The sequence below is a fragment of the Haloarcula laminariae genome (assembly GCF_025457605.1).
In the GTDB taxonomy this organism is placed as follows: domain Archaea; phylum Halobacteriota; class Halobacteria; order Halobacteriales; family Haloarculaceae; genus Haloarcula; species Haloarcula laminariae.
Window position 1 is genome coordinate 1,902,670 of sequence record NZ_JAMZFY010000001.1, and the last position, 24,902, is coordinate 1,927,571.

General features: G+C 68.5%; 31 protein-coding genes and 2 tRNA genes. 10 read left to right on the forward strand and 23 right to left on the reverse strand.

The genetic code is table 11. The features are described 5' to 3' along the window. The first annotated feature begins 17 nt into the window (after positions 1-17). From mvk to NJQ98_RS09750, 3 genes are read left to right on the forward strand one after another with little or no spacing between them, the layout of a single operon-like run. Complete coding sequence (gene mvk / locus NJQ98_RS09740; RefSeq protein WP_262178083.1) at positions 18-1,001, forward strand: mevalonate kinase; 984 nt, start codon at positions 18-20, stop codon at positions 999-1,001. Then, a complete protein-coding gene (locus tag NJQ98_RS09745) occupies positions 998-1,744 on the forward strand; it encodes an isopentenyl phosphate kinase (protein ID WP_262178084.1) in 747 nt (248 codons plus the stop codon). The genes mvk and NJQ98_RS09745 overlap by 4 nt, the downstream gene beginning before the upstream one ends. Before the next feature lie 43 nt (positions 1,745-1,787). Beyond that, positions 1,788-2,981: a midas domain-containing protein gene (locus NJQ98_RS09750; protein WP_262178085.1), complete on the forward strand. Its 1,194-nt coding sequence runs from the start codon at positions 1,788-1,790 to the stop codon at positions 2,979-2,981. 30 nt (positions 2,982-3,011) lie between these two features. On the opposite strand, the gene NJQ98_RS09755 is transcribed toward NJQ98_RS09750, so the two are convergent. From NJQ98_RS09755 to NJQ98_RS09825, 15 genes are all read right to left on the reverse strand, one after another. After that, positions 3,012-3,392 carry a DUF5518 domain-containing protein gene (locus tag NJQ98_RS09755; protein ID WP_262178086.1) on the reverse strand — a complete coding sequence of 127 codons (381 nt, stop codon included), beginning with the start codon at positions 3,390-3,392 and terminating at the stop codon, positions 3,012-3,014. Between the two features lie 113 nt (positions 3,393-3,505). After that, positions 3,506-3,877: a DUF5518 domain-containing protein gene (locus NJQ98_RS09760; RefSeq protein ID WP_262178087.1), complete on the reverse strand. Its 372-nt coding sequence runs from the start codon at positions 3,875-3,877 to the stop codon at positions 3,506-3,508. Between the two features lie 120 nt (positions 3,878-3,997). Beyond that, on the reverse strand, positions 3,998-4,795 hold the full coding sequence (gene rpsB / locus NJQ98_RS09765; RefSeq protein ID WP_262178088.1) for a 30S ribosomal protein S2: 798 nt from the start codon (positions 4,793-4,795) through the stop codon (positions 3,998-4,000). Further along, positions 4,792-5,997, reverse strand: coding sequence for a phosphopyruvate hydratase (gene eno, locus NJQ98_RS09770; RefSeq protein WP_262178089.1), 1,206 nt, complete (start codon positions 5,995-5,997; stop codon positions 4,792-4,794). The genes rpsB and eno overlap by 4 nt, the downstream gene beginning before the upstream one ends. Next, positions 5,994-6,173 carry a DNA-directed RNA polymerase subunit K gene (locus NJQ98_RS09775; RefSeq protein WP_220618565.1) on the reverse strand — a complete coding sequence of 60 codons (180 nt, stop codon included), beginning with the start codon at positions 6,171-6,173 and terminating at the stop codon, positions 5,994-5,996. The genes eno and NJQ98_RS09775 overlap by 4 nt, the downstream gene beginning before the upstream one ends. Next, positions 6,170-6,370, reverse strand: a complete 201-nt coding sequence (locus NJQ98_RS09780; protein ID WP_166970841.1) for a DNA-directed RNA polymerase subunit N — start codon at positions 6,368-6,370, stop codon at positions 6,170-6,172. The genes NJQ98_RS09775 and NJQ98_RS09780 overlap by 4 nt, the downstream gene beginning before the upstream one ends. Positions 6,371-6,382: 12 nt before the next feature. Continuing rightward, entirely contained in the window at positions 6,383-6,781 is a 399-nt protein-coding gene (locus NJQ98_RS09785) for a 30S ribosomal protein S9 (RefSeq protein ID WP_262178090.1), read from the reverse strand. Beyond that, positions 6,775-7,212: a 50S ribosomal protein L13 gene (locus tag NJQ98_RS09790; protein ID WP_262178091.1), complete on the reverse strand. Its 438-nt coding sequence runs from the start codon at positions 7,210-7,212 to the stop codon at positions 6,775-6,777. Before NJQ98_RS09790 ends, NJQ98_RS09785 begins: the two co-directional genes overlap by 7 nt. Beyond that, positions 7,209-7,559, reverse strand: coding sequence for a 50S ribosomal protein L18e (locus NJQ98_RS09795; RefSeq protein WP_262178092.1), 351 nt, complete (start codon positions 7,557-7,559; stop codon positions 7,209-7,211). Before NJQ98_RS09795 ends, NJQ98_RS09790 begins: the two co-directional genes overlap by 4 nt. 24 nt (positions 7,560-7,583) lie before the next feature. Then, positions 7,584-7,668 (reverse strand) — tRNA-Leu (locus NJQ98_RS09800). Positions 7,669-7,770: 102 nt separating this feature from the next. Then, positions 7,771-8,553, reverse strand: a complete 783-nt coding sequence (locus tag NJQ98_RS09805; protein ID WP_262178094.1) for a DNA-directed RNA polymerase subunit D — start codon at positions 8,551-8,553, stop codon at positions 7,771-7,773. Positions 8,554-8,556: 3 nt separating this feature from the next. Then, positions 8,557-8,946, reverse strand: coding sequence for a 30S ribosomal protein S11 (locus NJQ98_RS09810; protein ID WP_262178096.1), 390 nt, complete (start codon positions 8,944-8,946; stop codon positions 8,557-8,559). Continuing rightward, the gene (locus tag NJQ98_RS09815) at positions 8,943-9,458 is read right to left on the reverse strand and encodes a 30S ribosomal protein S4 (protein ID WP_262178098.1); all 516 of its coding nucleotides are present in this window, start codon (positions 9,456-9,458) and stop codon (positions 8,943-8,945) included. The genes NJQ98_RS09810 and NJQ98_RS09815 overlap by 4 nt, the downstream gene beginning before the upstream one ends. After that, positions 9,458-9,985, reverse strand: a complete 528-nt coding sequence (locus NJQ98_RS09820) for a 30S ribosomal protein S13 (protein ID WP_262178101.1) — start codon at positions 9,983-9,985, stop codon at positions 9,458-9,460. The genes NJQ98_RS09815 and NJQ98_RS09820 overlap by 1 nt, the downstream gene beginning before the upstream one ends. 18 nt (positions 9,986-10,003) lie before the next feature. Then, positions 10,004-10,088 (reverse strand) — tRNA-Ser (locus tag NJQ98_RS09825). Between the two features lie 438 nt (positions 10,089-10,526). Between NJQ98_RS09825 and NJQ98_RS09830 the strand changes: the two genes are divergently transcribed. Further along, positions 10,527-12,467, forward strand: a complete 1,941-nt coding sequence (locus tag NJQ98_RS09830) for an Ig-like domain-containing protein (RefSeq protein ID WP_262178103.1) — start codon at positions 10,527-10,529, stop codon at positions 12,465-12,467. 80 nt (positions 12,468-12,547) lie between these two features. After that, positions 12,548-13,615 (forward strand): CARDB domain-containing protein, encoded by a 1,068-nt coding sequence (locus tag NJQ98_RS09835; protein ID WP_262178105.1) that lies wholly within the window; start codon positions 12,548-12,550, stop codon positions 13,613-13,615. A 91-nt stretch (positions 13,616-13,706) separates the two neighbouring features. On the opposite strand, the gene moaA is transcribed toward NJQ98_RS09835, so the two are convergent. Further along, positions 13,707-14,711 carry a GTP 3',8-cyclase MoaA gene (gene moaA / locus NJQ98_RS09840; RefSeq protein WP_262178106.1) on the reverse strand — a complete coding sequence of 335 codons (1,005 nt, stop codon included), beginning with the start codon at positions 14,709-14,711 and terminating at the stop codon, positions 13,707-13,709. Between the two features lie 244 nt (positions 14,712-14,955). On the opposite strand from moaA, the gene NJQ98_RS09845 reads away from it, so the two are divergent. After that, the gene (locus NJQ98_RS09845) at positions 14,956-16,059 is read left to right on the forward strand and encodes an Mrp/NBP35 family ATP-binding protein (RefSeq protein WP_262178108.1); all 1,104 of its coding nucleotides are present in this window, start codon (positions 14,956-14,958) and stop codon (positions 16,057-16,059) included. A 42-nt stretch (positions 16,060-16,101) separates the two neighbouring features. On the opposite strand, the gene NJQ98_RS09850 is transcribed toward NJQ98_RS09845, so the two are convergent. The 5 genes from NJQ98_RS09850 to cofD form a co-directional block, all read right to left on the reverse strand. Continuing rightward, a complete protein-coding gene (locus NJQ98_RS09850; protein ID WP_220587714.1) occupies positions 16,102-16,293 on the reverse strand; it encodes a 30S ribosomal protein S17e in 192 nt (63 codons plus the stop codon). A gap of 185 nt (positions 16,294-16,478) precedes the next feature. Continuing rightward, the gene (locus NJQ98_RS09855; protein ID WP_262178111.1) at positions 16,479-17,060 is read right to left on the reverse strand and encodes a DUF447 domain-containing protein; all 582 of its coding nucleotides are present in this window, start codon (positions 17,058-17,060) and stop codon (positions 16,479-16,481) included. After that, on the reverse strand, positions 17,060-17,899 hold the full coding sequence (locus tag NJQ98_RS09860) for a triphosphoribosyl-dephospho-CoA synthase (RefSeq protein WP_262178113.1): 840 nt from the start codon (positions 17,897-17,899) through the stop codon (positions 17,060-17,062). The genes NJQ98_RS09855 and NJQ98_RS09860 overlap by 1 nt, the downstream gene beginning before the upstream one ends. Continuing rightward, positions 17,896-18,642, reverse strand: a complete 747-nt coding sequence (locus NJQ98_RS09865) for a tRNA-dihydrouridine synthase (protein ID WP_262178114.1) — start codon at positions 18,640-18,642, stop codon at positions 17,896-17,898. Before NJQ98_RS09865 ends, NJQ98_RS09860 begins: the two co-directional genes overlap by 4 nt. Continuing rightward, a complete protein-coding gene (gene cofD / locus NJQ98_RS09870) occupies positions 18,642-19,634 on the reverse strand; it encodes a 2-phospho-L-lactate transferase (RefSeq protein WP_262178116.1) in 993 nt (330 codons plus the stop codon). The genes NJQ98_RS09865 and cofD overlap by 1 nt, the downstream gene beginning before the upstream one ends. A 143-nt stretch (positions 19,635-19,777) precedes the next feature. On the opposite strand from cofD, the gene NJQ98_RS09875 reads away from it, so the two are divergent. The 4 genes from NJQ98_RS09875 to NJQ98_RS09890 are packed head-to-tail and all read left to right on the forward strand — an operon-like array spanning position 19,778 to position 23,134. Beyond that, positions 19,778-20,308 (forward strand): protein-tyrosine phosphatase family protein, encoded by a 531-nt coding sequence (locus tag NJQ98_RS09875; RefSeq protein ID WP_262178118.1) that lies wholly within the window; start codon positions 19,778-19,780, stop codon positions 20,306-20,308. 48 nt (positions 20,309-20,356) lie between these two features. Beyond that, positions 20,357-21,580, forward strand: a complete 1,224-nt coding sequence (locus tag NJQ98_RS09880; RefSeq protein ID WP_262178120.1) for an HD domain-containing protein — start codon at positions 20,357-20,359, stop codon at positions 21,578-21,580. A gap of 21 nt (positions 21,581-21,601) precedes the next feature. Continuing rightward, the gene (locus NJQ98_RS09885; protein ID WP_262178122.1) at positions 21,602-22,621 is read left to right on the forward strand and encodes an amidohydrolase family protein; all 1,020 of its coding nucleotides are present in this window, start codon (positions 21,602-21,604) and stop codon (positions 22,619-22,621) included. A gap of 60 nt (positions 22,622-22,681) precedes the next feature. After that, the gene (locus NJQ98_RS09890; protein WP_262178123.1) at positions 22,682-23,134 is read left to right on the forward strand and encodes a universal stress protein; all 453 of its coding nucleotides are present in this window, start codon (positions 22,682-22,684) and stop codon (positions 23,132-23,134) included. On the opposite strand, the gene NJQ98_RS09895 is transcribed toward NJQ98_RS09890, so the two are convergent. Both NJQ98_RS09895 and NJQ98_RS09900 read right to left on the reverse strand, forming a co-directional pair. Next, positions 23,129-24,070, reverse strand: a complete 942-nt coding sequence (locus NJQ98_RS09895) for a biotin--[acetyl-CoA-carboxylase] ligase (RefSeq protein WP_262178125.1) — start codon at positions 24,068-24,070, stop codon at positions 23,129-23,131. The genes NJQ98_RS09890 and NJQ98_RS09895 overlap by 6 nt on opposite strands. Positions 24,071-24,187: 117 nt before the next feature. Next, on the reverse strand, positions 24,188-24,838 hold the full coding sequence (locus tag NJQ98_RS09900; protein ID WP_262178127.1) for a DUF6517 family protein: 651 nt from the start codon (positions 24,836-24,838) through the stop codon (positions 24,188-24,190). Positions 24,839-24,902 lie beyond the last annotated feature (64 nt).

The following is a 24,902-nucleotide window of genomic DNA, read 5'->3' on the forward strand; positions in this document are numbered from 1 at the left end:
CACGCACAGGCACGGGTATGGTCACGTCGAGCGCTCCCGGCAAGGTGTATCTGTTCGGGGAGCACGCAGTCGTCTACGGCGAGCCGGCGGTCCCGTGTGCCATCGAACGCCGGGCCCGCGTCACGGCGGAGGAGATAGACGAGGGGTTGGTCGTCCACGCCGAGGACCTCCAGCTCGACGGGTTCACCGTCGAGTACATGGACGAGGGGACGGACCATCCGGACGTCGACGCCGAGAACTCGTTGCTGGAGGCCGCCATGGGCTACGTCAACGAGGCCGTCAAAGAGGTCCGTGACGCCGCCGACTCGCCCGAAGCCGGCTTCGAGATATGGATAGAGAGCGATATCCCGCTGGGCGCGGGGCTGGGTTCGTCGGCCGCGGTCGCCTGTGCGGCCATCGACGCCGGCTGTCGCGAACTGGGCGTCGAGCTCACCCCCGAGGAAGTCGCCGACCGGGCCTACCGGGTCGAGGCCGCAGTCCAGGACGGCGAGGCCTCCCGCGCGGACACGTTCTGCTCGGCGATGGGGGGCGCGGTCCGGGTCGAGGGCGACGACTGCCGCCGCCTCGAAGGGGTCGGCAACCTCCCCTTCGTCATCGGCTACGACGGCGGCGCGGGCGACACCGGGAAACTCGTCGCCGGCGTCCGGGAGCTGCGCGGCGAGTACGACTTCGCGGCCGACACCGTCGAGAGCATCGGCGACATCGTTCGGGAGGGAGAGACCGTCCTGGGGACCGGGGACACCGAGACGCTCGGGGAGCTGATGGACTTCAACCACGGGCTGTTGGCGGCGCTTGGCGTCTCCGCCCGGTCGCTGGACACGATGGTGTGGGCGGCCCGCGACGCGGGCGCCAGCGGGGCGAAGCTCACCGGTGCCGGCGGGGGCGGCTGTATCGTCGCCCTCGACGAGACGGACGCCGCGCTGACGGCGCTGAAGTACACGCCCGGCTGTGACGAGGCCTTCCGGGCGGCGCTCGCCACCGAGGGGGTCCGGGCGGAGTGACCGTCGTCCTGAAACTCGGCGGCAGCGTCGTCACCGCGAAGGACGAGCCGGAGACCGTCGACGAGGCCGCCCTCGGAACCGCCGCCGACGCCGTCGCCGACAGCGACGACGACCTGGTCGTGGTCCACGGCGGCGGGAGCTTCGGCCACCACCACGCCGCCGACTACGGCGTCAGCACGACCGAGGGCACCCACGACGCCGCCGGGGTCGACGCAATCCACGGGGCGATGAAGCGGCTGAACGCCGCCGTCGTGACCGCGCTGACCGACAGGGGCGTACCCGCAGTCCCCGTCCACCCGTTCTCGGCCGCGAGCCGCGACGCCGACGGCCGCCTCGACCTCCCGACCGAGCAGGTCCGGACCCTGCTCGCGGAGGGGTTCGTCCCCGTCCTCCACGGCGACCTCGTCGCCCACCGCGGCGAGGGCGCGACGGTCTGCAGCGGCGACGAACTCGTCGTCGAACTCGCCCCGGCTGTAGGGGCGGACCGGGTCGGCGTCTGCTCGACGGTCCCCGGCGTCCTCGACGACGACGGGAGCGTCATCGACCGCATCACGTCGTTCGACGAGGTCGCGCCGGCGCTGGGCGGCAGCGACGCCACCGACGTCTCCGGCGGGATGGCCGGGAAAGTCCGGGCGCTGCTGGGGCTTGCCTCGCCGGCGCACATCTTCGGCCCCGAATCGCTCGGGTCCTTCCTCGCCGGTTCGGACCCGGGGACGACCGTCGCCGGGAACGGCCGCCCCTGATTTCGTCGTAACCTATTTGACGGCAGTTATCATTTGTCCGACTATGTCTGCTGCTGGGTTATCAGATGTCTACCGATACGGTGTCCGCTTCGTTGGCTACCTCCTCGCGGTGACACTCGTCGCCGGCGTCTTCGTTGCCGGCGGGGCCGCTATCGGTGGTCGAGCCCTCACGAACGTCGCCGGTAGCGGCGCCGCGGCGGTGGGGACCGGAACCGCCGTGGCGGCCATCGCGCTGGTCGCCATCGGCCTCCTGCTCCTCCTCTCTGGGCTAGTCGGACTGGGACACAAGCTCATCGCCGACGCGACGATGGTCGGCGTCGCACAGGGGCGGGCCGTCGCAACCCCCGCCGCGGAGGCGGCCGACGCCGAGTCCGGCGAGACCGAGACCGACGAGGGGACCGCGTCGGAACCGACGCCGGACTCCGCCGGCGGAGCGGCAGCGGCGACCGGGGAAACTGACGCGTCAGACGACGGTACCGCGGAGACGGACGACGCCGAATCGGGAGCTAGCGGCCCGGTCGACGACGCGGCCGCGCCCGACGATGCCGCTACCCCCGAAGACGCCGCGGCGGATACACCCGAGGGGAACGCTGCCTCGAACTCGGCGTCCGAGCCGCCCACCGACGCACAGACCGTCGTCGAGGAGCCACCGGAGCCGTCGGCGGAACCGGACGAGGACCGGTCGGACTCCCCGGACGACCCGCTAGCGGAGGACGAACCCACCGACGACCCGCCCAACGCCTGGGCAGCGCCCGACGAGAGTAGCGACGAACCGGTCACCGCGGACGCAGCCGACGAGAGCGAATCCGCCAACGAGACCGCGGACGCACCATCGACGCCCGAACGCGACGCCGCGGGGCCGGAGACACAGCCCGAGGAGTGGTCGCCGCCGGACCCCTCGGAGTTCGAGACCGACGAGTCCGCCACCGTCGAGACATCCGCGGAGTCAGCGGACGATGGCGACGACGCGCCCGCCGGCTGGGAGATAGACGACAGCGGCGAGGAGTCCTCCGAGGGGCCCCGGACGGCCGACGACCTGTTCGGCGAGACGGCCGACGAGGGGGACGACGCCGAGCCGGTCGAAGACGTCTCCGACCTGTTCGCCGACGACGCGGCCGACGGGGACGAGGAGGGGACCGACGACGGTGGGTCCGAGCAGTCCGACGACGGAGACGCGACGGTGTTCGAGCCCAAATCCGACAGCGACCCGCTCTCGGACGCGCTGGACGACTCGTAGCGCCGCTTTTCTCTATTGTCGCTCCCCCGCTTACAGCCACCGGACCGGGTCGAGATTCCAGTCGGTGTTGGCCCGCGCCCACGCGCCCCCGAGGCCGCCGACGGCGCTCAGGCCGACGGTGTACAGCAGGAAGAAGGCGAACACGAGCGCGAGAAAGAGGCCGTACCCCGGTGACGACGGCGGGATGCCGAACCCGAGCAGGCCCGCGATATACAGCGACGGGACGAACAGCGCGAGCAGCGGGACCATCGCCCCCACGCCGGCCAGCGTCCCGAGCCACAGGCCGCCGCGGTAGCCGCCGCCGTGGCGGTACGCCGCGGCAGCGCCGCCGACGACCGACGAGAACGGCACGATGGAGAGAGCCAGCGTCACGAGCGCACCCAGCCCGGCGTCGACGAGCGTCTCACGCATGCTGTCTGTCGGTGTCGGCAGCGGCCGGTATATAGTATGGTGTCCGGCCGACGTGGCAGAACCCACCTCCGGAACCGGTCCGATGGGGTCAGACTAGCCGGAGCGGACCCGCCTCAGAGGTCCATCTCGTATCTCGCGTAGTTGCCCAGCCAGCCACCGAGGGCGCTCAGCCCGACGGTGTAGAGGGCGCTGAGTATCGCTCCGATGGCCAGGACGAAGAGGGCAAAGTGACTAAACAGCGGCGGTGCGCCCACGCCGAACAGATACGCGCCAAACAAGACGAAAAACAGGCCGAAAAACACCGCGCCCACGAACAGGCCCAGAACGCCCGATATCGCGCCGACCCGAAGCCCGTCCGAGCGGGTCCCGCCCTGCAGGTAGCCGGCGATGGCACCCCCGAGGACGGGGGAGAAGGGGACGAACCCCAGCACAGCACTTGCGACGGCGCCGATGACGGCGTTGAGGAGGGTGTCTTGTTCTCCCATCGTCGCCGGGTACACGGCCGTGTATACTATCGTTTGTGGAGAGTGAAAACGCGGTTACACCCACTGCCCGCCGGACGCTGTCGGCACTGCCGGCGGTCGCGAAAGGGGAAAATCGGCCGCTCAGAGCTCGGACTCGAAGTCGTCGAGCCCGTAGGACGGCTCGGCACCGCGGCGGTCGAGCGTCTCGTTGGCCAGCAGCCAGTAGACGACCGACAGCGCCTTTCGCCCCTTGTTGTTGGTCGGGACGACCAGGTCCACGTTGGACGTGGTGTTGTTGGAGTCACACATCGCGATGACGGGGATGCCGACCGTGATGGCCTCCTTGACGGCCTGGGCGTCGCCGATGGGGTCGGTGACGACCACGACGTCGGGTTCGATGTAGCCGTCGTAGTCCGGGTTCGTCAGCGTTCCGGGGATGAACCGGCCCGTTCGGGCACGGGCGCCGACGGCGTCGGCGAACTTCTCGGCCGGGAAGCGGCCGTACTGGCGCGAGGAAGCCACGAGGATCTGCTCGGGCTCGTAGTTGGCCAGGAAGTCCGCGGCGGTCCGAATCCGGGAGTCCGTCATCGAGACGTCCAGCACGTAGAGCCCGTCGGTCCGGACGCGGTGGATGAACCGCTCCATGTCCTGGGTCTTCTGCTGGGTCCCGATGTGGACACCGGCGCCGAGGTAGTCCTCGACGGGGATGAGGAGGTCTGCCTCGCTCTGCTCGTCGGGCATGACGTCCTCGTCGAGCTGGGGGGCCTCCGCTTCGGCCTCCTCAGTCTCTTCCTCGTCGGTTGTCTCTGCGTCGGCCTCCTCGGCGTCCGCGGGCTGTTCGGCGTCTTCGGTCTCCGCGTCGGCGTCGAGTTCGTCCTCCTCGGACGGGTCGAACTCGGACTCCTCTGCGTCGAGACCTTCTTTCTCGTTGCCGCTCATACTGCGTTGTCCTCGATACGGATCAGTTCGTTCAGCTTGGCAGTTCGCTCGCCGCCGACGGCGCCCGTCTTGATGAACGCGGCGCCGGTCGCCACGGCGAGGTGTGCGATGGTGGTGTCCTCGGTCTCGCCGCTCCGGTGGGAGACGACCGACTCGTAGCCGTTTTCGGTCGCCAGTTCGATGGCGTCCACGGCGTCGGAGAGCGTCCCGATCTGGTTCGGCTTGATGAGGATGGAGTTGCCGGCGCCCTGCTGGATGCCGGTCTGCAGGCGGTTGACGTTCGTCACGAAGAGGTCGTCGCCGCAGATGAGGGTCTGGTTACCGACGCGGTCGGTCAGCTCGGTGTGGCCCTCGTAGTCGTTCTCGTCGAGGGGGTCCTCGACGTAGACGAGGTCGTACTCCTCGACCTTCTCGGCGATGTAGTCGATCTGCTCGTCGGTCGACTTGACGCCGTCGTCGTAGACGTAGCCGCCCTCGTCCTCGTCGTACATCTCTGCGGCGGCGACGTCGAGGCCGAACTGGATGGCGAAGCCGACGTCGTCCGCGACGGCCTCGACGGCCTCGGCCATAATCTCGAAGGCCTCGTCGTCGGAGATGGACGGCGCCCAGGCGCCCTCGTCGCCCTTGCCCGCTGGCAGGTCGCGGTCGGCCAGGATGTCGTGGACCTCCTGGTGGACCGCGGCGTTGGCGAAGACGGCCTCCTCGACGCTCGGCGCGCCGACGGGGGCCGACAGGAACTCCTGGATGTTGGTGGCGTCGGCGGCGTGTTCGCCGCCGCCGATGATGTTACCGAGCGGCGTCGGGAACTCGTTGCCCCGGAAGGTGCCGCCGAGGTGCTGGTACAGCGGCGCGCCAAGCACGTCGGCGCCGGCCGCGGCGGCCGCCATCGAGATGGCGACGGCGCTGTTGGCGCCGATGCTGGAGAAGTCGTCCGTGCCGTCGGCGGCGCGGAGCGCGTTGTCCACGTCGCGCTGGTTGCCGGCGTGGACCTCGCCGATGAGGCGCGGGTAGGCGTCCTCGCGAGCGTTCGCGATGGCCTCCTGTGCCGGCAGTTCGAGCGCCTCGTACTCGCCGGTACTTGCACCGCTCGGTGCCTTTCCGCGGCCGAAGCCGCCGCTCTCGGTGAGCACGTCGGCCTCGACGGTTGCGTTGCCACGCGAGTCGAGCACGCGGCGGAGTCGGATGTCTGTGATTAGCGTCATTTGTGGTCACCTCTGCGAACGGTGAACGGCAACACACCGGCGTCGTACTCCTCGGCGGCGATGAGGATGGGCTGGGTGTGTTCCGTCTCGATGAGCACGGGTGCACCGTGGGCCAGCTGGAGCGCTCGCGCGCCCAGTTTCCGGGCCTTCTCGTATCGGCTTTCCTGTGCGTTCATTGGTAGGGGGCGACGATGTCGACCAGGTCTTTGTGAGAGACGAGCATCCGGCGACAGCAGTGTCGCTCGACGCCGAGCTCGTCGAGGACCATCTCGGGGTCCTCGGGCTCTTCGGCCTCGCGGGTGCGGGCCTTGAACTCTTCCCAGTGCTCGCCGACGACGTTACCGCACGTGAAACACCGGACCGGTACCATCATATCCTGAACACCTCAGCGGTAGGATTTCTGGTAGCGGGCCCGTGCGCCGGGGCCGCCCCACTTCTTGGGTTCGGACTGGCGAACGTCGTTGACCAGCAGCGAGCGGTCGAACTCCATGAACGCGTCGCGGAGCTCCGCGTCGTTGGTGAAGTCGACGAGGCCGCGGGCGATGGCGGTGCGGGCCGCGTCGGCCTGCCCCATCACGCCGCCGCCCTCGACTGAGACGTCGACGTCGACGTCGTCGCGGAGGTCCTCGTCGGCGATGCGGAACGGCTCCAGCATCTTCAGCTGGGCCAGCTCCGGATCGACCAGTTCGACCGGCTGGGAGTCGATACGCACGCGGCCCTCGCCCTCGCTGATCGTGGCGCGGGCGACGGCGGTCTTCTTCTTGCCAGACGTGTTCGTTACCATGTCTTGTTCGCTCCGAGTGTCTCGCTCACTTCCGCGAGCGTGACGAATTTGATGTTCGACAGTCGGTCAAGCGACGTGCCCTCGAGCACCTCGCTGTCCTTGTCGTGTGGGTTGCCCACGTAGACGCGGACGTTCTCGAACGCGTCGCGGCCACGCTGCTTCTTGTGGGGCAGCATGCCGCGGATACAGCGCTTGAGGATGCCGTCCGGTCGCTTGGGGTAGAAGTACGCGTTGTCGGCGCCGATCTCGACGCGTTTCTTGTACTTCTCTTTGATCTGCTCTTCGCGGCCGGTGATGACCGCGCCCTCGGCGTTGACGACGGCCACGGTCTGGCCGTCGAGCGCTTTCTCGGCCACCTGCGAGGCGACCCGGCCCATGATACAGTCTCGGGCGTCGACGACGACGTCGGCGTCGAACTCTGCGACGCTCATCGAATCACCCGGACGTGGGAGCCTTCGGGGTTGTTCTCGATTGCCTGTTCTAGCGATACAGCCTCTCCGACCTTGTCGATCTTCGTCTCGGCGGTTCCGGAGAAGTCGACGGCGGCGACGGTGACGTCCTTCTGCAGGACGCCGGAGCCGAGCACCTTGCCCGGAACGACCACGGTCTCGTCTTCCTGTGCGTACCGCTCGATGCGGCCCAGGTTGACTTCCGCGTGTGTTCGCCGCGGCTTCTGCAGCCGCTCGGCGACGTCGCTCCAGACTGCGCCGCCCGAGTTGCGGGCGGCCGACTTCAGGTCGGCGATGAGACTACTGAGTCTCGGATTCGTCTTGCTCATAGGGTTCCTCCTTGGGAGTAAAAGTGCAGGGAGCAGGATTTGAACCTGCGGACCCCTACGGGACAGCGCCCTGAACGCTGCGCCGTTGGCCAAACTTGGCTATCCCTGCTCGCATTAGTGGATTCTTGATGCCCCGTAAAACCCCTTTCGGTCCTCGCGCTCGGGGGGCGGGCGGTCATCGGCGTCGAAGGGGTGTTTCGGGGCATTGGCGTTACAGTTGGACCGCGTCTTTCAGCTCTGTCGCACGGGACCGAAGCGTATCGACCGCGTGAACGAAGAGCTCGTCGGTGGTGAACGAACCGTCGGTCTCGACGTGGAACACGAAGGCGTTCTCGACGTCAGTGACCTCGACCTCCTTGCCCGGATACCGCTGGCTGAGGTCGTTGTCGAACGTCTCGGTCGGGACGAGGTCGCCGTCCGCGGCGTCCGGGTCGGCGGCCTCGGCGGCCGCGCCCTCCTCGATGACGCCGCGCAGAATGCGCGGTTCCTCGTCCTCGAACTCGCCCGTGTCGCCGACGACCTCGGTCCGCTGGAGGTGTCGGTAGCCGACGGCCACGCCGCCCTGGTGTTTGGCGTGTTCCTTCCCCGTGTCGAGGACGGCGTCGGCCTCGACTTCGAGGCGCTGGCCGTCTTTCAGGTCGATGATGGGGATGTTGTCGTCGGCCGGCTCCACCAGCGAGTCGCTGGAGACGAGGTCGCTGGAGTAGGCCGTGTTCGGCCCGTCGACCGACAGCGACAGCGTCACCTCGTCGCCGACCTCGAAGTCGTCGAGGTCGGTCGAGAGCGGGACCAGCCCCAGTCGGAGGCCGATCTGCTCGTTGAACATCACGCTGGTGTTCTCGATGACGCGGACGGTGTCGATGCTGAACGTGGGCACGTCGGCGACCATCGCCCGGCGGATGCCGTTGGCGAAGGCCGGCGTGATGCCCCGGACCAGCACGAGCGACTCCCGCTCGCCGCGTTCGACGAACTCAACCTCGTAATCCTGTGTCATTGGTTAGAAGCCGGAGTTCTTGGGTGCGCGAGTGCCGTCGTGGGGCGTCGGTGTGACGTCCTCGATGCGGCCGATTTCGAGGCCGGCGCGGGCCAGCGCTCGGATGGTGGCCTGGGCGCCCGGCCCGGGGGAGGTCTGCTGGTTCCCACCGGGACCGCGCACGCGGACGTCGACGCCTTCGACGCCGCGGTCGAGGGCCTTCTCGGCGACGACCTCTGCCATCTGCATCGCGGCGTAGGGCGAGGCCTCGTCGCGGTTCTGCTTGACGACCGTCCCGCCGGAGCTCTTCGCGAGCGTCTCCGCGCCGGTCTGGTCGGTGATGGTGATGATGGTGTTGTTGAACGATGCGTGGACGTGGGCGACGCCCCAGATGTCTTCGGTCTCTTCGCTCATTCTTGGGCCTCCGCGCGCTCAGGATGCAGTTCGTCCGACAGCGAGCTGTTCTCGTCGAAGCCGACCGAGCTCTCGACGGCCACGTCGACCTTCATCGACGGTCGGGTGACGCGTGCGTCGTCGAGCTCGATGTGGCCGTGGACGATGAACTGACGGGCCTGCTCGGGCGTGTTCGCGTAGCCCTTGCGGTAGACGACCGTCTGGAGCCGGCGTTCGAGGACGTCCGTCACGTCGAGCGACAGGACGTCGTCGAGCTGGTCCTGCTCGTTGAGGATGCCGTAGCGTTTCAGTCGAGCCAGGAACTCCTCGGCTTCGAGGTCGCTCCCCTCGGTGCTGCCCAGCAGTTTCCGGGCCTCGCGGCGGTAGCCACGCAGCTCGGACTGGGCTCGCCAGAGCTCTTCCTTGTTTTTGAGGCCGTAGCGGCCCTTGAGGTTGCTCTCGTCGGCGATGCGTTCGCCCTGGTAGGGGTGGTTCGGGGTCTCGTAGAACTTCGTGTTGGAACCGAGCGCCATTATTCGTCATCCTCCGCGGCGGCTTCCTCGGCCTGTTCTTCCTTGATGGCCTCGACGTTGACGCCGATGGTCCCCTCGGTACGACCGGTGGACTTCGTCCGCTGCCCCCGTACCTTCTGGCCCCGCTTGTGGCGGACGCCGCGGTAGGAGTCGATCATCTTCATGCGGTTGATGTCCTGCCGGCGGGTGAGCTGGAGGTCGTTACCCGTCTCGTGGGTGGTCTCGCCGGTGAAGTAGTCCTTCTGGTGGTTCGTCATCCACTCGGGGACGTTGTCGGCGAAGTTCTGGACCTGGTCGACGACCTCGTCGATGACGTCGTCGTCCAGCTTACCAAAGACCGCGCGGCGGTCCACGTCAGCGCGCTGGGCGATGATGCGGGCGGCGCGGTGGCCGATGCCGTTCAGTTCTGTCAGTGCTCGCTCGACGGACTTGGTGCCGTCGAGGTCTGTCTGTCCGATGCGAACGAAGTAGCGGATGTCCTCCTCCTCATCCGCGTCCTCGCCCGCGTCTGGGTCTTCTGCACTCATATCTTGTATTGGGGTGAGCGTCGTGGCTGGGATTCGAACCCAGGAGGCTGTACGCCACAGAGTTAGCAACCCTGCGCCTTGGGCCAGGCTTGGCTACCACGACACGCTTGCTTGATACTCGCGCCCGCAGCACGCGGACTCGGGAGCCGGTCCCCCTACACGAGTCTGTACGTAGGTATCCGGGGGTTGTATTTAAACGCAACGAAGGGGCGCGCGTGCGTCAACCGTGGACACGCTGCCGGTTCGTCGGACGCCGTTCGTCGAGCAGACCACGATGCGCTCGTCGACAGGTCTAGCCGCCGTACCGTCCGTCGATACGGATATCGGTACGCGCGTAGTCCAGCGATGCCGACCGCTGGCAGGAGTGTTTTCATATATGATAACTAATGGAAAAGCTACTAACAATAGGCCATGAATGTTCCGGGTAGGTGCCACATAGTTCGGCTGTCGGTCCGGGGAAGGGGTGTGCGAGTACACCTTCGGTCGAGGGGACTCGGTGGTTCCATCGGTCGACAGTCGGTCGGCGGGCACGTGATCAGCTATGAAACGAACGCGAGACCCTACGAAATTCGAGGCGGTAGCGCTGTCGGTGGTGGTCGTGGTGAGTGTCGTGGCCCTGTCCGGAGCGGCAGTGGGGGCGGTCACCGACGATTCGTTGACCGTCACCGACGCACCGGTCGGCCCCGACGGAACTATCACCGTCGAAGGAACCGTTAGCGACGCAACCAACGACGTCACGTTTCTGATACAGGACTCCGAAAACGACGACGCCGTGACGACCACGAAGACGGTCGACTCGACTGAGTTCACCGTCACAATCGACCTGTCGACCCTCGGCATCGACGGCGGACTGAGCGACGGGACGGCGACGCTGATGGCGGACGAGGGGTCGACCTTCGAGAGCGCGGAGGATACGACGACCTTCGAGGTGGACGGCCAGGCCCCGACGGTGGACATCGAATCGCCCACTGACGGCGAGAACGTCTCCTCGGAGAGCGAGAACCCGTATCTGATAAACGGGACCGCGTCGGACGACCACTCGCTCGACAGAGTGGAACTCTACGTCCAGAACGAGAGCGACGGCCAGTACTACAACGCGACCAGCGGAAACTGGGAGAGCGACCGCGCGTGGGTGACCGCAAGTAGTACGTCCGAGTGGAGCAAGTGGAGCTACGATACGAGCGACATCGCCGAGGACGGGAGCTACGACGTGGGCGTGCGCGTGTTCGACGATGCCGGGAACAGCCGCTCGTACACGGACGGCCCGAAAGCGCCGACCGACACGGACACCCTGCAGGTCGATTACACGTTAGACACGACGGCGCCGTCGGTACAGGGCGTTACGGTCACCGAGCAAAACAGCGACGACACGGTCGCAGTCGGTGACACGGTCAACGTCACCGCCGACGTGACCGACGCGACCGCGGGCGTCGACACCGTCACCGTCGACGCCTCGCCCCTCGGTGGCGACAGTTCGATGACGCTCACACAGGACGCCGGGGACACCTACACCGGGACGTTCGACGTGGGGAGCCCGAACGTCGGCGACGGGACCGTCAGCCTGACCGTCACGGGAGCGGACGCGTTCGGCCAGACGACCGACGCGAGCGACACGGTCACTCTGGACACGGCCATCGAATCCGTCGAGACGCTCGACGTCCACCAGGAGTTCGTCGCCATCGTCGAGGACGGCAACGACTCCGTGGCCGTGACCGCGACCGGTGTCCGAGATCAGGAGGGGTATCTCATCGCCAGCGGTAGCGGGTCCGGAACCGTGAGCGCGACCCTCGACATCGCCGGGACGCCGTACACCGTCCCCGTCAACGACGGCGAGATAGACACGACCATCGACCCGAACGCTATCGCCGACTCGACGGCGACCGGGACGACCACTGTGGAAGTCGCCCAGGCGAACGACACGTCGGCGACCGACAGCGTCCAGCTAGTCCACGAGGCGTACTCCCTGGATGGAGGGTATCAGGTGACGGCCACGCCGATGGACGCCGAGACCGTCGAGTACCAGTACGTCAATAGTTCGTTGACCTACGACGCCGGGACCGATAGCTGGGTCCTGCCGGACGAACGCGAGGCCGGGAGCGCCTACTACGTCAGCGGAATCAACGACTCCGCCCGCATCGGGTACACCTTCGAGTCGGAGGGCGAGCTCCACTCTCACTACCTGCAGGAAGGGTACAACCTGGTCGGTGCAACCCCCGACCTCAACGACGGCGATAGCGTCACGACGGGCGCGGACCTCGGCGACGCCGTCTCCATCGACGGGAACAACAACGTCGAAGTGTACCTCCGCAACGCGAGCGCGACGCTCAGCGACCCCGGCGGGACCACCAACGCTTCGGCCTTCGACCAGGGCGACGGGACCAGCACCGTCGGTCCCTACGAGGGGTACTACGTGTACGTCGAGGACGGGGATGTCGTCCGCGTCGTCGAGAAAGCCGACTACGAGGCCGGCCAGGGGAGCTAGACGCCCCTGTTCGGCCTATTCGGCCCAGGTTGTCGCCTGAATCATAATGTATTTTCCCACACCGACGGCACGACTATGACATGAAGCGGGCCGTCGCCGTGTCGGTAGCGTTGGTCGGGTTGCTCGCTGTCGCCGTTCTGACCGCGGGACCGTCAGTCGCACAGCCCGCGCCGCCGAACTCCTACTACGGCGTGGCGGCGTCGGAGGACGGGACCACCGCCCCACGGGGAACGACAATCGTCGCCGTCGCCAACGGCGAGATACAGGACTCGATAGACGTGGGGTCGAACGGCAAGTACGGGAGCTCCGAGCCCGGCGAAAAGCTCCGGGTGGACAGCGACGTCGATTCGACGGTCACGTTCCACATCGACACCGTCGACGGGCCGCAGGCGGCGGAGACGGACCCGAATCCGGAGAGCGAAGTCGAGGAGCTCGACCTGACGTTCCCGGACGGCAGTTTCGACGGCTCGAGCACCGCATCGACCCCGACGCCGACTCCTACGGCCACGCCTACCTCAACGCCGACACCCACGCCCACGCCGACCCCGACGCCCACGCCGACCCCGACACCCACCGAAACGCCAGCGTCTACCGAAACGCCGACCGAGACAGCCACGGAGACAGCAACAGACACCCCCTCGCCGACGCCTTCCCCGACGCCGACAGCGACCATCACGGTGACGGCGACCGCCGCGCCGACCGAGGCCGGTCAGTCGGGGACGCCCGAGAGCGGAACGGCCGCCCGGACGGGGACAGGGACCGGCGTGCTGACTGTGACCAACGCGACGTTGAACCGGAGCGAGCTTCCGGTCGGTGGCGTCGTGTCGGTGACCGCGACCGTCGAAAACAGCGGTGACGCCGAGCGGACGGGGACGGTGTCGCTCAGCGTCGACGACACGGTCGTCGAGAACACAACGGTCTCGCTCGGGGCCGGCGAGACCAGCGAAGTACAGTTCCAGTATCGGGCGGACCGAGCGGGCCAGTTCCCGGTCCGCGTCGACTCGACGACCGCCGGGACGCTCGTCGTCGGGGACAGCGGCGGCCTGATTCCCTGGGGACTCATCAGGGCCGTACTCACGTTCGTGGTCGTTCCGATAGCGCTCATCTACGGCGTTCTCAAGGCGCTGGCTATCTACTACGGCTACTGACTCGGGACGCCGTGGCGACGCTGGCCCATCTTATTCGAATCTGGCCGACGACAGTCCGTAGCGAGCCGCAGCTACCGGCGGACCGACACCGTCAGTCGTCGTCGGCCGGCATCTCTACCGGCCCGCGGTCGACGTACGCCTCGTTGATGACCCACTCGCCGCCCTCCTCAATCATGTACTCCCCGTAGTACGGGACCCGGTTGGCGACGGTCTCCCGGAACGTCTCCCGAATCTCGGCTTTCGTCATCTCGCCCATCGACCTGAGGTCGTCGGTGCGGTTCAGACAGCCCTTCAGCTTCCCGTCGTGTGTCACGCGCACGCGATGGCAGTTGGCACAGAAGTCCGCGTTCTCGACGGGGTCGACGATTTCGACCATCCCCTCGCCGTCGCCGTCCGCGGCTCCGACCCAGTAGCGCTTGCGGTCGTGCATCTCGCGGGTCTCGATGCGGTCGGCCCGTTCGGCCAGCCAGTCGTGGACCCGCCCGATGTCGATGGCCCACTCCGGACGGCCGACGAGTTCGGGCATGTACTCGATGAGCTGGAGCCGTAGCCCCTCGTTCGCGGCGACGTGGTCGACCATCTCCGGCACGTACCCCGCCGTCGGTTCGAAGACGACCATGTTCAGTTTCACCGGGTCCAGCCCCGCGTCCAGGGCCGCCTCGACGCCCTCGACGACCCGCTCGTAGGCCCCGCTTTCGGTTATCTCGGCGAAGACCTCCGGGTCGATGGCGTCCTGAGAGACGTTGACGCGGTCGAGGCCGGCGTCGACGAGGTCGGGCGCGCGGCCGGGGAGAAACGTCCCGTTCGTCGTCATCGACACCTCCATCGCATCCGGCGTCCGGCGGACAATCTCCGCCAGGTCACCGCGCAACATCGGCTCGCCGCCGGTGAACTTGACGGCCTCGACATCGAACTCGCGGGCGACCTCCAGAAAGCGGATGACGTCGTCGGTCCCCATCTCGTGGTCCCGGGCCGCCATCGGTCCGCGGGTGTCCCCCAGCCCCTCGTTGTGACAGTAGACGCAGTCGAAGTTGCATCGGTCCGTCAGGGAGACGCGGACCTGTGACACCGCCCGCCCGTGGTCGTCCTCTAACACACTCTCCCGTACTGCGCCCAGCGGCATAAAACGACACAACAGTACCAAATCCGTCCCGATTCGCCTGTCGGCGGTGCCCACTGCGTCTGTGTCGCTTTGCTCACGGGTCGCTCCCTGCTCGCGGTTACACCGCTAGCTCGGGGCGCTTCGCGCCCCGCTCTCCCCGCTCGTTCGGAGCCGTCTCGCGCTGTTCGACGGCTCCTACGTCACAATCCTTATCGCACCTCCACGGCCTACCGGACGTATGAACGAAGCCGAGGTGCGCGAGCGGCTCCGGGACGTCGAGGACCCGGACCTGAGCGACGACATCGTGACACTGGGGCTGGTCAACAGCATCGAGATAGACGACGAGGAGATACGCATCGACCTCGCGCTCGGTGCGCCCTACTCGCCCACGGAGACGGGGATGGCAAACGCCGTCCGGGAGGCGCTCTCGGACCTCGACCGGCGCATCGACCTCTCGGCGAGCGTCGACCGCGGCGTCACCGAGGAGGAAGACCCCCTGCCGAACGTCAGAAACGTCATCGCCGTCGCCTCGGGGAAGGGCGGCGTCGGCAAGTCGACCATCGCCGTCAACCTCGCCGCCGGCCTCTCCCGGCTTGGCGCTCGCGTCGGCCTCTTCGACGCCGACGTCTACGGGCCGAACGTCCCGCGGATGCTGGACGCCGACGAGGCCCCGCAGGCCACCGAGGACGACGAGATAATCCCCGTCGAGAAGTACGGGATGAAGCTGATGAGCATGGACTTCCTCGTCGGCAAGGACGACCCGGTCATCTTCCGCGGGCCGATGGTCGACAACGTCCTCACCCAGCTCTGGTCCGACGTGCTCTGGGGCACGCTCGACTACATGATAGTGGACCTGCCGCCGGGCACCGGCGACACCCAGCTGACGATGCTCCAGCGGGTCCCCGTCTCGGGGGCCGTCATCGTCACCACGCCGCAGGAAGTCGCCCTCGACGACGCGCGAAAGGGGCTCAAGATGTTCGGCCGCCACGAGACCCCGGTACTCGGCATCGTCGAGAACATGTCCTCGTTCGTCTGTCCCGACTGTGGGGGCAGCCACGACATCTTCGGCAGCGGCGGGGGCCACGAGTTTGCCGACGAGACCGACATGCCGTTCCTCGGCGAGGTGCCACTCGACCCCGCCGTCCGCGAGGGCGGCGACAGCGGCGAGCCGCTCGTGCTGGACGACGACAGCGCGACCGGCGACGCCTTCCGCGAAATCGCCGCCAACACCGCCAACATGCAGGGCATCATTCACCGGAAGCGTCAGTCCGACAGTCGGACCGCCGGGGGCGAGACGGAGCAAGCCGACGACGCCGAAGAGGAGCGCCGTCCCGACCAGTAGCCGTCGCTATGGGCCGATAGAGTACAGTAGAGAGAAGACCGATTACGCTTCGACCGGGCGGTTGTACTTGCGCGTGACGTAGCCGGCGATGCGGTTGCGGACGCCCTTGGACTCGATGTTCGTGACCTCGGTGACGACCTCCTTGTTGTGCTCGAAGTCGGCACCGAAGGCGTCGGGGTACTTCTCCATGATGAGTCGCCCTGTCTTCTTGACGTAGGCGGGTTTGATTGCCATGCGCCAATGTTGCCTGCTTGCCTTCAAAAAGGGTTCGACTTCGTAACCGAGCGCGAACGTTTATCACCCGCCGCGGAACCAGACCCCCCGTGACCTGACCGTAACGGTGGCGTGTCAAGCGGTTGTGCGACACAGCACGCCACCGAACGGTGGCACCTGGCCACGGAATCCGTGTCGCCTGCCCGCTACCACTCGGCGTCGACCAGCTCGCGAAGCCGGTCAAACGCGGCCCGTTCGCGCTCGCTCCCGGCCGTCTCGACGACCGACTCGAAGTACCGGAGCCGGTCCAGCATCGTCTCGCGGTCGTAGGCCAGGACGTCCAGCCGCGAGGCCGCGACTGTCGCTTCGACGACGGCGGCGTGGCCTCGGTTCGTCGTGGGGACGACGCGGCGCTCGGTTTCGGATTCCTCGGGGACGAGCGCCCACTCGACCCACTGGGTCCCGCCGTCTTCGCCCTCGTCGAGGCGCTCGACGCCGACCCGGACCCACGCGTCGGCGCTGGCAAGCACCGGCTCCGACTCCTCGCGGACCGACAGCGCCGCCTCGACGAAGTCCATCGGGTCCCGCGTGAACTGGACGTACCCCTCGCCGCGCTCGCCGAAGTTCCGCCAGGTCCGGGTACGTCCCCAGGTCGTCGCCGTCACCCGGCCCTCGTCGTCCGGCTCCGCCAGCCCCAGCGCGGCGACGTTGTACAGCTCGTTCGGGCCGAGCGTCGTCACCACGGACTCGGTGACGCCGGCCAGCTCGGCGGGCCACTCGGCGGCCATCAGACGACCAGCCCCCGTTCGAGCGCGACGAACAGCGCGCCGGCGACCAGGTCGGCCGTCGTCCCCGGGTTGATGTCGCGCTCGACCAGCTCGTCGGCCAGCGCCGCGGCGTCTTCGTCGCCGTCCAGCACCGCCCGTGCCCGGCGCTGTACCTCGGCCGCCGCGTCGGACCCGTTGCGCGTCACGACGAAGGTGTCGACCTCCTCGGCCAGCAGCCTGACGAACGCCCGCGAGGCGCTGTCGGTGACTGGCCCGTCGTCGGCCAATATCCACTCCGCGGCGTCGAAGACGCGTCCGAACTCGCCGACCCACTCGGCGGCGACGCCGTCCACGTCGGCGCTCCGGGTCATGACGTCGAACAGCGTGAGCCCGCGTTCCTCCAGGGTCGGAACCGCCTCGCTCCCGCGGCGCACGTCCAGGGGCTCCATGCCGTCGGGCGGGTCGTCGACGGCCACATCGACGTACTCGAAGGCCCGGTAGAAGTCGGCGGCGTCGGCGACGGTGGTGTCACGGACTACTGTATCCGCGCCAGAGGGCGTCAGGTCCCCGTCGCTGGCGGCGGCCACCAGCGGGGAAAGCATGAGCAGGGCGCCGAACTGCGTGTTCCCGGCCGACTGGTCGGCCATCCCGGCGACGGCCCGCTCGAAGGCCCGGCCCACGGGCTCGCCGTCAGCCGCCAGCGCCAGCCCGGGTCGGGCGCCGACCGCGCCGGCCATGAAGTGTTCGAACCGGAGGTCGTCGAAGTCCCGCCGTCGGTCGACGTTGCCGGGTTTCGGCGTCCCGGCGACCTCCAGCAAGAGCGCGAGCTCGGCGTTCTGGGTCGCTGTACGGTCGCTCATCCGGTGACCTCCTGGCTGAACCAGTCGTTGGCCGCCTCGCGGACCGCCGCCAGCACCTCGGGGTCGTCGCTCGGCCGGCCGACGCTCACGGCGTCGGCGCCGTACTCGAAGTACTCCGCGGCCGTCGCTCGGCCGCGGACGCCGTTGTTCGCGATGACGAACAGGTCGGTCGCGTCGGCGATGTCGGCGACGACGGGTTCCGAGTCCATCGCGTCGACGTGGACCGCGTCGGCGCCGGCGTCCTCGATGCGGCGGGCGAGGTCTGGAAGGGCGACGCCGTCGACCTCGGCCCGGACCTTCACCGAGACGGCGGCCCCGGCGTCGGCGGCGGTCCGGACCTGCCGGGCCAGCGCGTCGGGGTCCCGCAGCAGCGTCTCACCGGCGCCGGCGGCACACATCTCCGCCTGTCGGCAGTGGGCGTTCAGTTCGAGGACAGCGCCGCGGTCGCGACAGACCGCGGCCGCCCGTTCGACGGGACCGAGCGTGGCGCTTCGGACGTTGAACGCCGCCTGGAGTGGCGCATCGGCCAGCGCGCCGAGCTGTGTGTCGACGAACGCAATCGGGTCCTCGGGGAGGAACTCCGAGCGGTCCCGGTCGGTCATCTCCCGGGCGGCTTCACGCGTGGCCTCGTCCAGCGCGATGCCGCCCAGGAAGGCACAGCCGACGTGGTCGGTGACGGCCCGCGCCCAGTCGGCGTCGGCCTCGCCGCTGAGACTCGCCAGGGCGACCCGCGGGCGGAACATCAGGCCACCTCCGCGAGCGCGTCTGCCACGGCACGGGCAACTCTGTCCGAATCGGCCTCGGTGTCCAGCGCCGTGTCAGTCCGTACGACCGGGCGGTCGAGCTCGGTCCCGTCGTCGCTGTCGAGGACGAACGCGTCGGCGAAGGGGTAGGCTTCGGCGACGCCCGTCGTACTCGGGTCCCGCCCGACGCCGGCCATCAGGTCGGCGGCGGGGCCGGAGAACACCCGGTCCTCGACGAATGGGGAGACTGCGACCACTGGCGTGTCGGCCAGCGCCTCGCGGATACCGCCGACGGCGAGCATCGGCCCGAGCGAGGTGACGGGGTTCGACGGGCCGACGACGACGGGGTCGTCGAGGGCGTCGAGGACGGCCGGTGTCGCAGCCGCCCGGTCGCCGCCCCGGAACTCGACGTCCTGGACGGGCGGTTCGCCGTTCCGGCCGACCCACCACTCCTGGAAGTGCATCGGTCCCTTCGGCGTGTGAATCATCGTCGCCACGGGGTCGTCGCTCATCGGCAGGAGTTCCCGCTCCAGTCCGAACGCGTCGGCCAGCCGCCGGGTCGCCTCGGTCAGGGAGCGGCCGGCGTCGAGCAGCGAGGTGCGCGTGATGTGGACCGCGCGGTCCCGGTCTCCGATGTGCATGAACTCCCCGACGCCGGAGAAGCGCCGGTGGCGGGCGATATCCCGGCCGGCGGTCTGTGCGGCCTCCGGGAGATACTGGGGGCCCGTCGGGAGGTCGGCCGCCGCCGCGAGCCGGTGGAGTTCGTCGTGCGTGGCCGCGGAGTCGTCGGCGATTCCCCACCAGGTCTCCCGGTCGAGTTCGCCGCCGTCGAGAAAGAGCATCGTGTCGAGGTCGGGACAGACGAGGTGGCCGCCGAGTTCGATATCGTCGCCGGTGTTGGCGACGACCGCCGTCCGGTCGGGCGCGAACACGTCGCCGGCGCCGGCGAGCAGCTTCGGCGTCCCGGTCCCGCCGGCGAGGAACGTAACCATACGCCGACGTAGGGGAGACGGGGAGTATAAACATGGCCCTGCGACCGGAGTCGTATCAGCCGTCTGAGAATCACTGCTGAGAACTGCGCGGGTAGACTCAAGACCGTCCACTCTGACCGTTGACCTGTTGGGGTCATTCCACTGTGAACGCACACCGATTCGCGCCCGCGGCCCCCGACGAGACGTTCGTCTACGGGGCCTGTACGCCGGGCTGGCATTCGGCCGCCGGCCGCGACGAGGCCATCGACGACTGGGTCGAGTTCATGCGAGCGGAGGGTATCGAGCGGGTCTGCTGTCTCCTGACTGGCTGCCAACTGGACGACCGTGGGGCCGTCCTCGACCACTACGCGGCGACGTTCGGCGAGGCGAACGTCCTGCACGCGCCGGTTCGTGACCACCACCTGGTCCCCGAGTCCGTGCTGGTCGACGAGATACTCCCGTTCCTGGCCGACAGCCGGGCCGCCGAGGAGCCCGTGGTCGTCCACTGTCTGGCCGGTATCGGCCGGACCGGGCAGGCGCTCGCCGCGTGGCTCGTCTACAACCGGGATTACGGTCCGCGGCGGGCCATCGAGACGGTCCGGGAGCAGGGGCGCGAGCCGGCCGACGCCGTCCAGGCGGGCAACGCCACCGAAGACGAACTGCTGTCGCTGTTGAGTACCGTCGCCCGCCTGTAGCCCCAGTCCGGGAGTACTGTTTTGCCCGCCGGCGGCCAACTGGGTCGTATGACCACCATCAAGGACAGCGTCCACGACCACATCGCGGTCGAGGGCGTCGCCGCCGACCTGCTGGAGACCCCGCCCGTCCAGCGGCTCCGCCGGGTCAAACAGCTGGGGACGGTGACGATGGTCTACCCTTCGGCCAACCACACCCGCTTCGAACACTCCCTTGGGGTCTATCACCTGGCCGACCGCGCGCTCTCCCACCTCGGCATCGAAGGCCGACAGGCCGAACGGGTGCGGGCGGCCGCCCTGCTGCACGACGTGGGGCACTCGCCGTACAGCCACAACATCGAGGAGATAGTCCACCGCAAGACAGGGAAGTACCACGACGACGTCGAGGAGTTGCTCGACAGCGGCGAGGTTGCGCGCGTACTCGCGGACCACGACCTCTCGCCGTCGAAGGTCGCGGGGCTGGTCGGGGGCGACGGCGAGCTCGGGCAGCTCGTCTCGGGCGAACTCGACGTCGACCGGATGGACTACCTGGTCCGGGACGCCCACCACACCGGCGTCCCCTACGGCACCATCGACCACGAGCGGCTGGTCCGGGAGCTTCGCTTCGTCGATGGGAGCCTGGTGCTCGACGAGGGGAACGTCCAGACGGCCGAGTCGCTGCTGCTCGCGCGGGCGCTGATGAACCCCACCGTCTACGCCCACCACGTCGCCCGCATCGCGAAGTCGATGCTGCGCCGCGGGACCGATCGGCTGCTGGCCGAGACCGACGTAACCGCCCGGGAACTGCGGCGGTGGGACGACTGCGACCTGCTGGTGGGGCTGCGGAACAGCGACGCCACCAGCGCGTACGCCCGGCGACTGAGCGAGCGGGACCTGTTCAAGCGGGCGGTGTGGGCCGAACGCCAGGCCGTCCCGGACGAGCTACTGGCGGCCGACCACGAGGCGGTCCGGGAGCTCGAGCGGGAGATAGCCGACGCCGCAAACGTCGCGCCGCCGGCCGTCGTCCTCGATATCCCCGACGCGCCCTCGATGACGGAGTCGTCCAGTCGCGTCCTCGTCAACGGGGAGATACGCCGGCTGAGCGAGCAGTCGACGCTGGTCAACGCGATTCGGGCCGCACAGACCGACCAGTGGCGCCTCGGCGTGTACGCGCCGCCGGCCGACAGCGAGCGCGTCGGCGAGGCGGCCGTCCGCGAGCTCGGGCTGGCCCTCGACGGGACCCGCATCCGCGACGTGCGGCGGGGAATCCACGCGACCCTCGATGAGTTTAACTGAGCCACGCGGGGACGTACGGGTATGATTATCGAGGGAACCGTTCTCCGTGGTCGCGAGTTCGAGCCGGTCGAGGGTCGCATCGTCGTCGAGGACGGCGAGATAACGGCCGTCGAGGAAGCCAGCGTCGACGGCGACGCCATCGTCTGTCCGGCCTTCGTCAACGCCCACACCCACATCGGCGACTCCATCGCCAAGGAGGCCGGCGAGGGGCTCACCCTGGAGGAGCTAGTCGCCCCGCCGGACGGGCTGAAACACCGCCTCCTCAGGCAGGCCGACCGCGAGGAGCTGGTCTCCGCGATGGCCCGGTCGCTGTCGTACATGGCGAACTCGGGTACCGGCGCCTTCCTGGAGTTCCGGGAGGGCGGCGTCGACGGCGTGGAGGCCATCAGGGCGGCGCTGGAGGGGTCTGACCTGGAGAGCGTCGTCCTCGGCCGCGAGACGACCGAGGCGATGGAGGCGGCCGACGGCTTCGGCGCCAGCGGGGCCAACGACGCGGACTTCGCCGCGGAGCGGCGGGCGACCCGCGAGGCCGGGAAGCTCTTTGGCATCCACGCGGGCGAGGTCGACAGCGCCGACATCAACCCCGCGCTGGACCTCGACCCGGACTTCCTGGTCCACATGGTCCACGCCGAGGCGCTCCACATGGAACGAGTCGCCGACAGCGAGATACCCGTCGTCGTCTGCCCGCGGTCGAACTGCACCACCGGCGTCGGCCAGCCGCCGGTCGAGGCGCTGGCCGAGCGAACGACCGTCGCGCTGGGCACGGACAACGTCTTTCTCAACAGCCCCTCGATGTTCCGCGAGATGGCCCTGACCTCGCAGCTGTACGACCTCCCCGCCCGCGAAATCCTGCGCATGGCGACGGTCAACGGCGCCGAAATCGCCGGGTTGGACGGCGGGCTCATCGAGCCGGGCCGGCCGGCGCGCCTCTGCGTGCTGGACGGGGACTCCGACAACCTGGCCGGCGTCCGCGACCCGGTCCGAGCGGTGGTACGGCGGGCCGAGACGGCGGACGTCGAGCGGGTCGTCCTGGCGAAGTAGAAACCAATGGCATGAGAAACCATACCAAATACTATACTGTCGGCCGTCCAACAATCAACCATGTACGACCGGATACTGGTACCGACGGACGGGTCACCCAGCATAGCGACAGTCGCCGACCACGCGCGGGAACTCTCCGACGTTCACGGGGCGGAGCTGCACGCCCTCTACGTCGTCGATACCGGCAGCTTCGCGACGCTTCCGGTCGAGACGACCTGGGAGGGCGTGTCGGGACTGATGCGGGAAGAGGGGGAGCAGGCGGTCGACGAGTTCACCGAGATGGTCAGTGACGCGCCCGTCGAAACCGCCATCAGGGAGGGAAACCCCAGCCGCGAAATCGTCGACTACGCCGACGAGCACGACTGTGACGCCATCGCGATGGGCACCCACGGCCGGGGCGGCATCGACCGGCTGCTGCTTGGCAGCGTCGCCGAGCGCGTCATTCGGACCGCGCCGATGCCGGTCGTGACGGTGCCGGTCAGCGAGCCCGAGGGCGAGCGGGCGGAGTCATAGCGGCCGGAGGTGGTCGCAGTCGCCGGCGGCGACGGTGACCCGCTCCTCGCCCGTATCGACGACCAGCGACCCCGGATACGCGATGTCGACGGCCTCGCCGACGACCTCCCCGTCGGGGGTGTCGATTCGGACTGTCCGCCCCAGCGTCGAGGCGTACTCGCGCCACGCGTCGAGGATGGCGTCCCTGTCCGTCCCGAGCGTGTCGAACGCCTCCAGCACCCGCTGGGTGAACCGCCGCCGGTCGACCGGCTCGCCCCGGACCGCCGAGAGGCTCGTCGCGGCGGCCCCGCTCGGGAGCGCGCCGGGGTCGACGTTCGCGTTGATGCCGATGCCGACGATGACCCACGAGACGCGGTCGGCCTCGCCCTCCATCTCGGTGAGGATGCCGACGAGTTTGCGCTCCTCCCCGCCGACCTCGACGAGCACGTCGTTGGGCCACTTGATGACCGCCTCGACGCCGGCCTCGCGGGCCGCGCGGGTGACCGCGACGGCCGCCGCGAGGGTAAAGACCGGCGCGCCCGCCATCGGGACGTCGGGCCGAAAGAGGACCGAGAGCCAGATGCCGCCGCTGGGGGAGTGCCACTCCCGGTCGAGCCGGCCGCGCCCGCCGGTCTGTTCGTCCGCCAGCACGACCACGTCGCTCGCGCCCTGGTCGGCGAGCTCCCGGGCGCGGGCGTTCGTACTCGGGATGGACTCGTGGTACTCTATCTCGTACGGCGCGTCGAGTTCGTGGGCCACGGCCGGCCCGCCGAAGTCGGGGACCCCGGTGAGCGCGTAGCCGTCGTCCTCGCTCGTGATAGCGAAGCCCGCCTCGCGGAGCGCCTCGACGTGTTTCCAGACGGCCGCCCGGGAGACGTCGAGCCGGGCGGCGATGTCCGGCCCGGAGACCGGCCCGTCGGCGACGGCGGCGAGAACCCGCTCGCGTGTCTCTTGCATGGGCCCCGGTAGACCCGGTGGCCTAAAAAAGCGCGCGCCATCGCGGGCACCCCGACGACAGTAGTCGTCGAACTGCACACCCGACTACGCGACAGCGGTCCAGTCGGTGTGTACGTTTCAACTGGTACTATCGTGTTCGAGCTCGCGGACGAGGGTCTCGGTGTCACCGCTTGTCGCAGACAGGTCGGCGCCGTTCAGCCCCCGGATGCCGACCACGACGACGTAATCCCCCTCGTGCTTGACTTTCGCGACGCTGACGACTACGTCGTGGGTCTCGCCGTCGTCGCCGTCCATGGTCGCGTTGAACACCCGCATGTCGGCCTCCGTCCCCAGCATCGTGACCTGTCGCGTCTCCCGCTCCTCGACGTCAGTCAGGTTCCCGTACTGGTTGAACTGCCCGGAGAACTCCGTCAGGAGGTCCCGCTGTGACCAGCCGGCGACCGGATTCATCTCCTGACCGGCCAGCCGAATCTGGGGCGAGCTAACGATGGCGAACGCCGCCCCGGGCGAGCCGTCCGCGTTCCGGGCGACGAACAGCTCCCCGCGGTTCGACACCGTCACTTCCCGCTCCTGCCCGGCGGCTTCGACGGAGCGGGTGACGTTTTGCCACTCAGTCGTGTTGTGGGTGTAGGCCAGTTCGTCCGCCCCGGTCACGTTCGCTTCGCCCGCGACGAAAGCGCTCTCCTCCTCCAGAGCCAATCCAGTACACCCGGCAACTGACAGGAACAGGCAGACCGCGAGGACCGCTCCAGTCCGTCTGAGTCTCATCCCGAGGAACTCTCCCGGTGACTGTTATAGGGTTTTTGAGATACACCTGAAACCGCAGGACGTG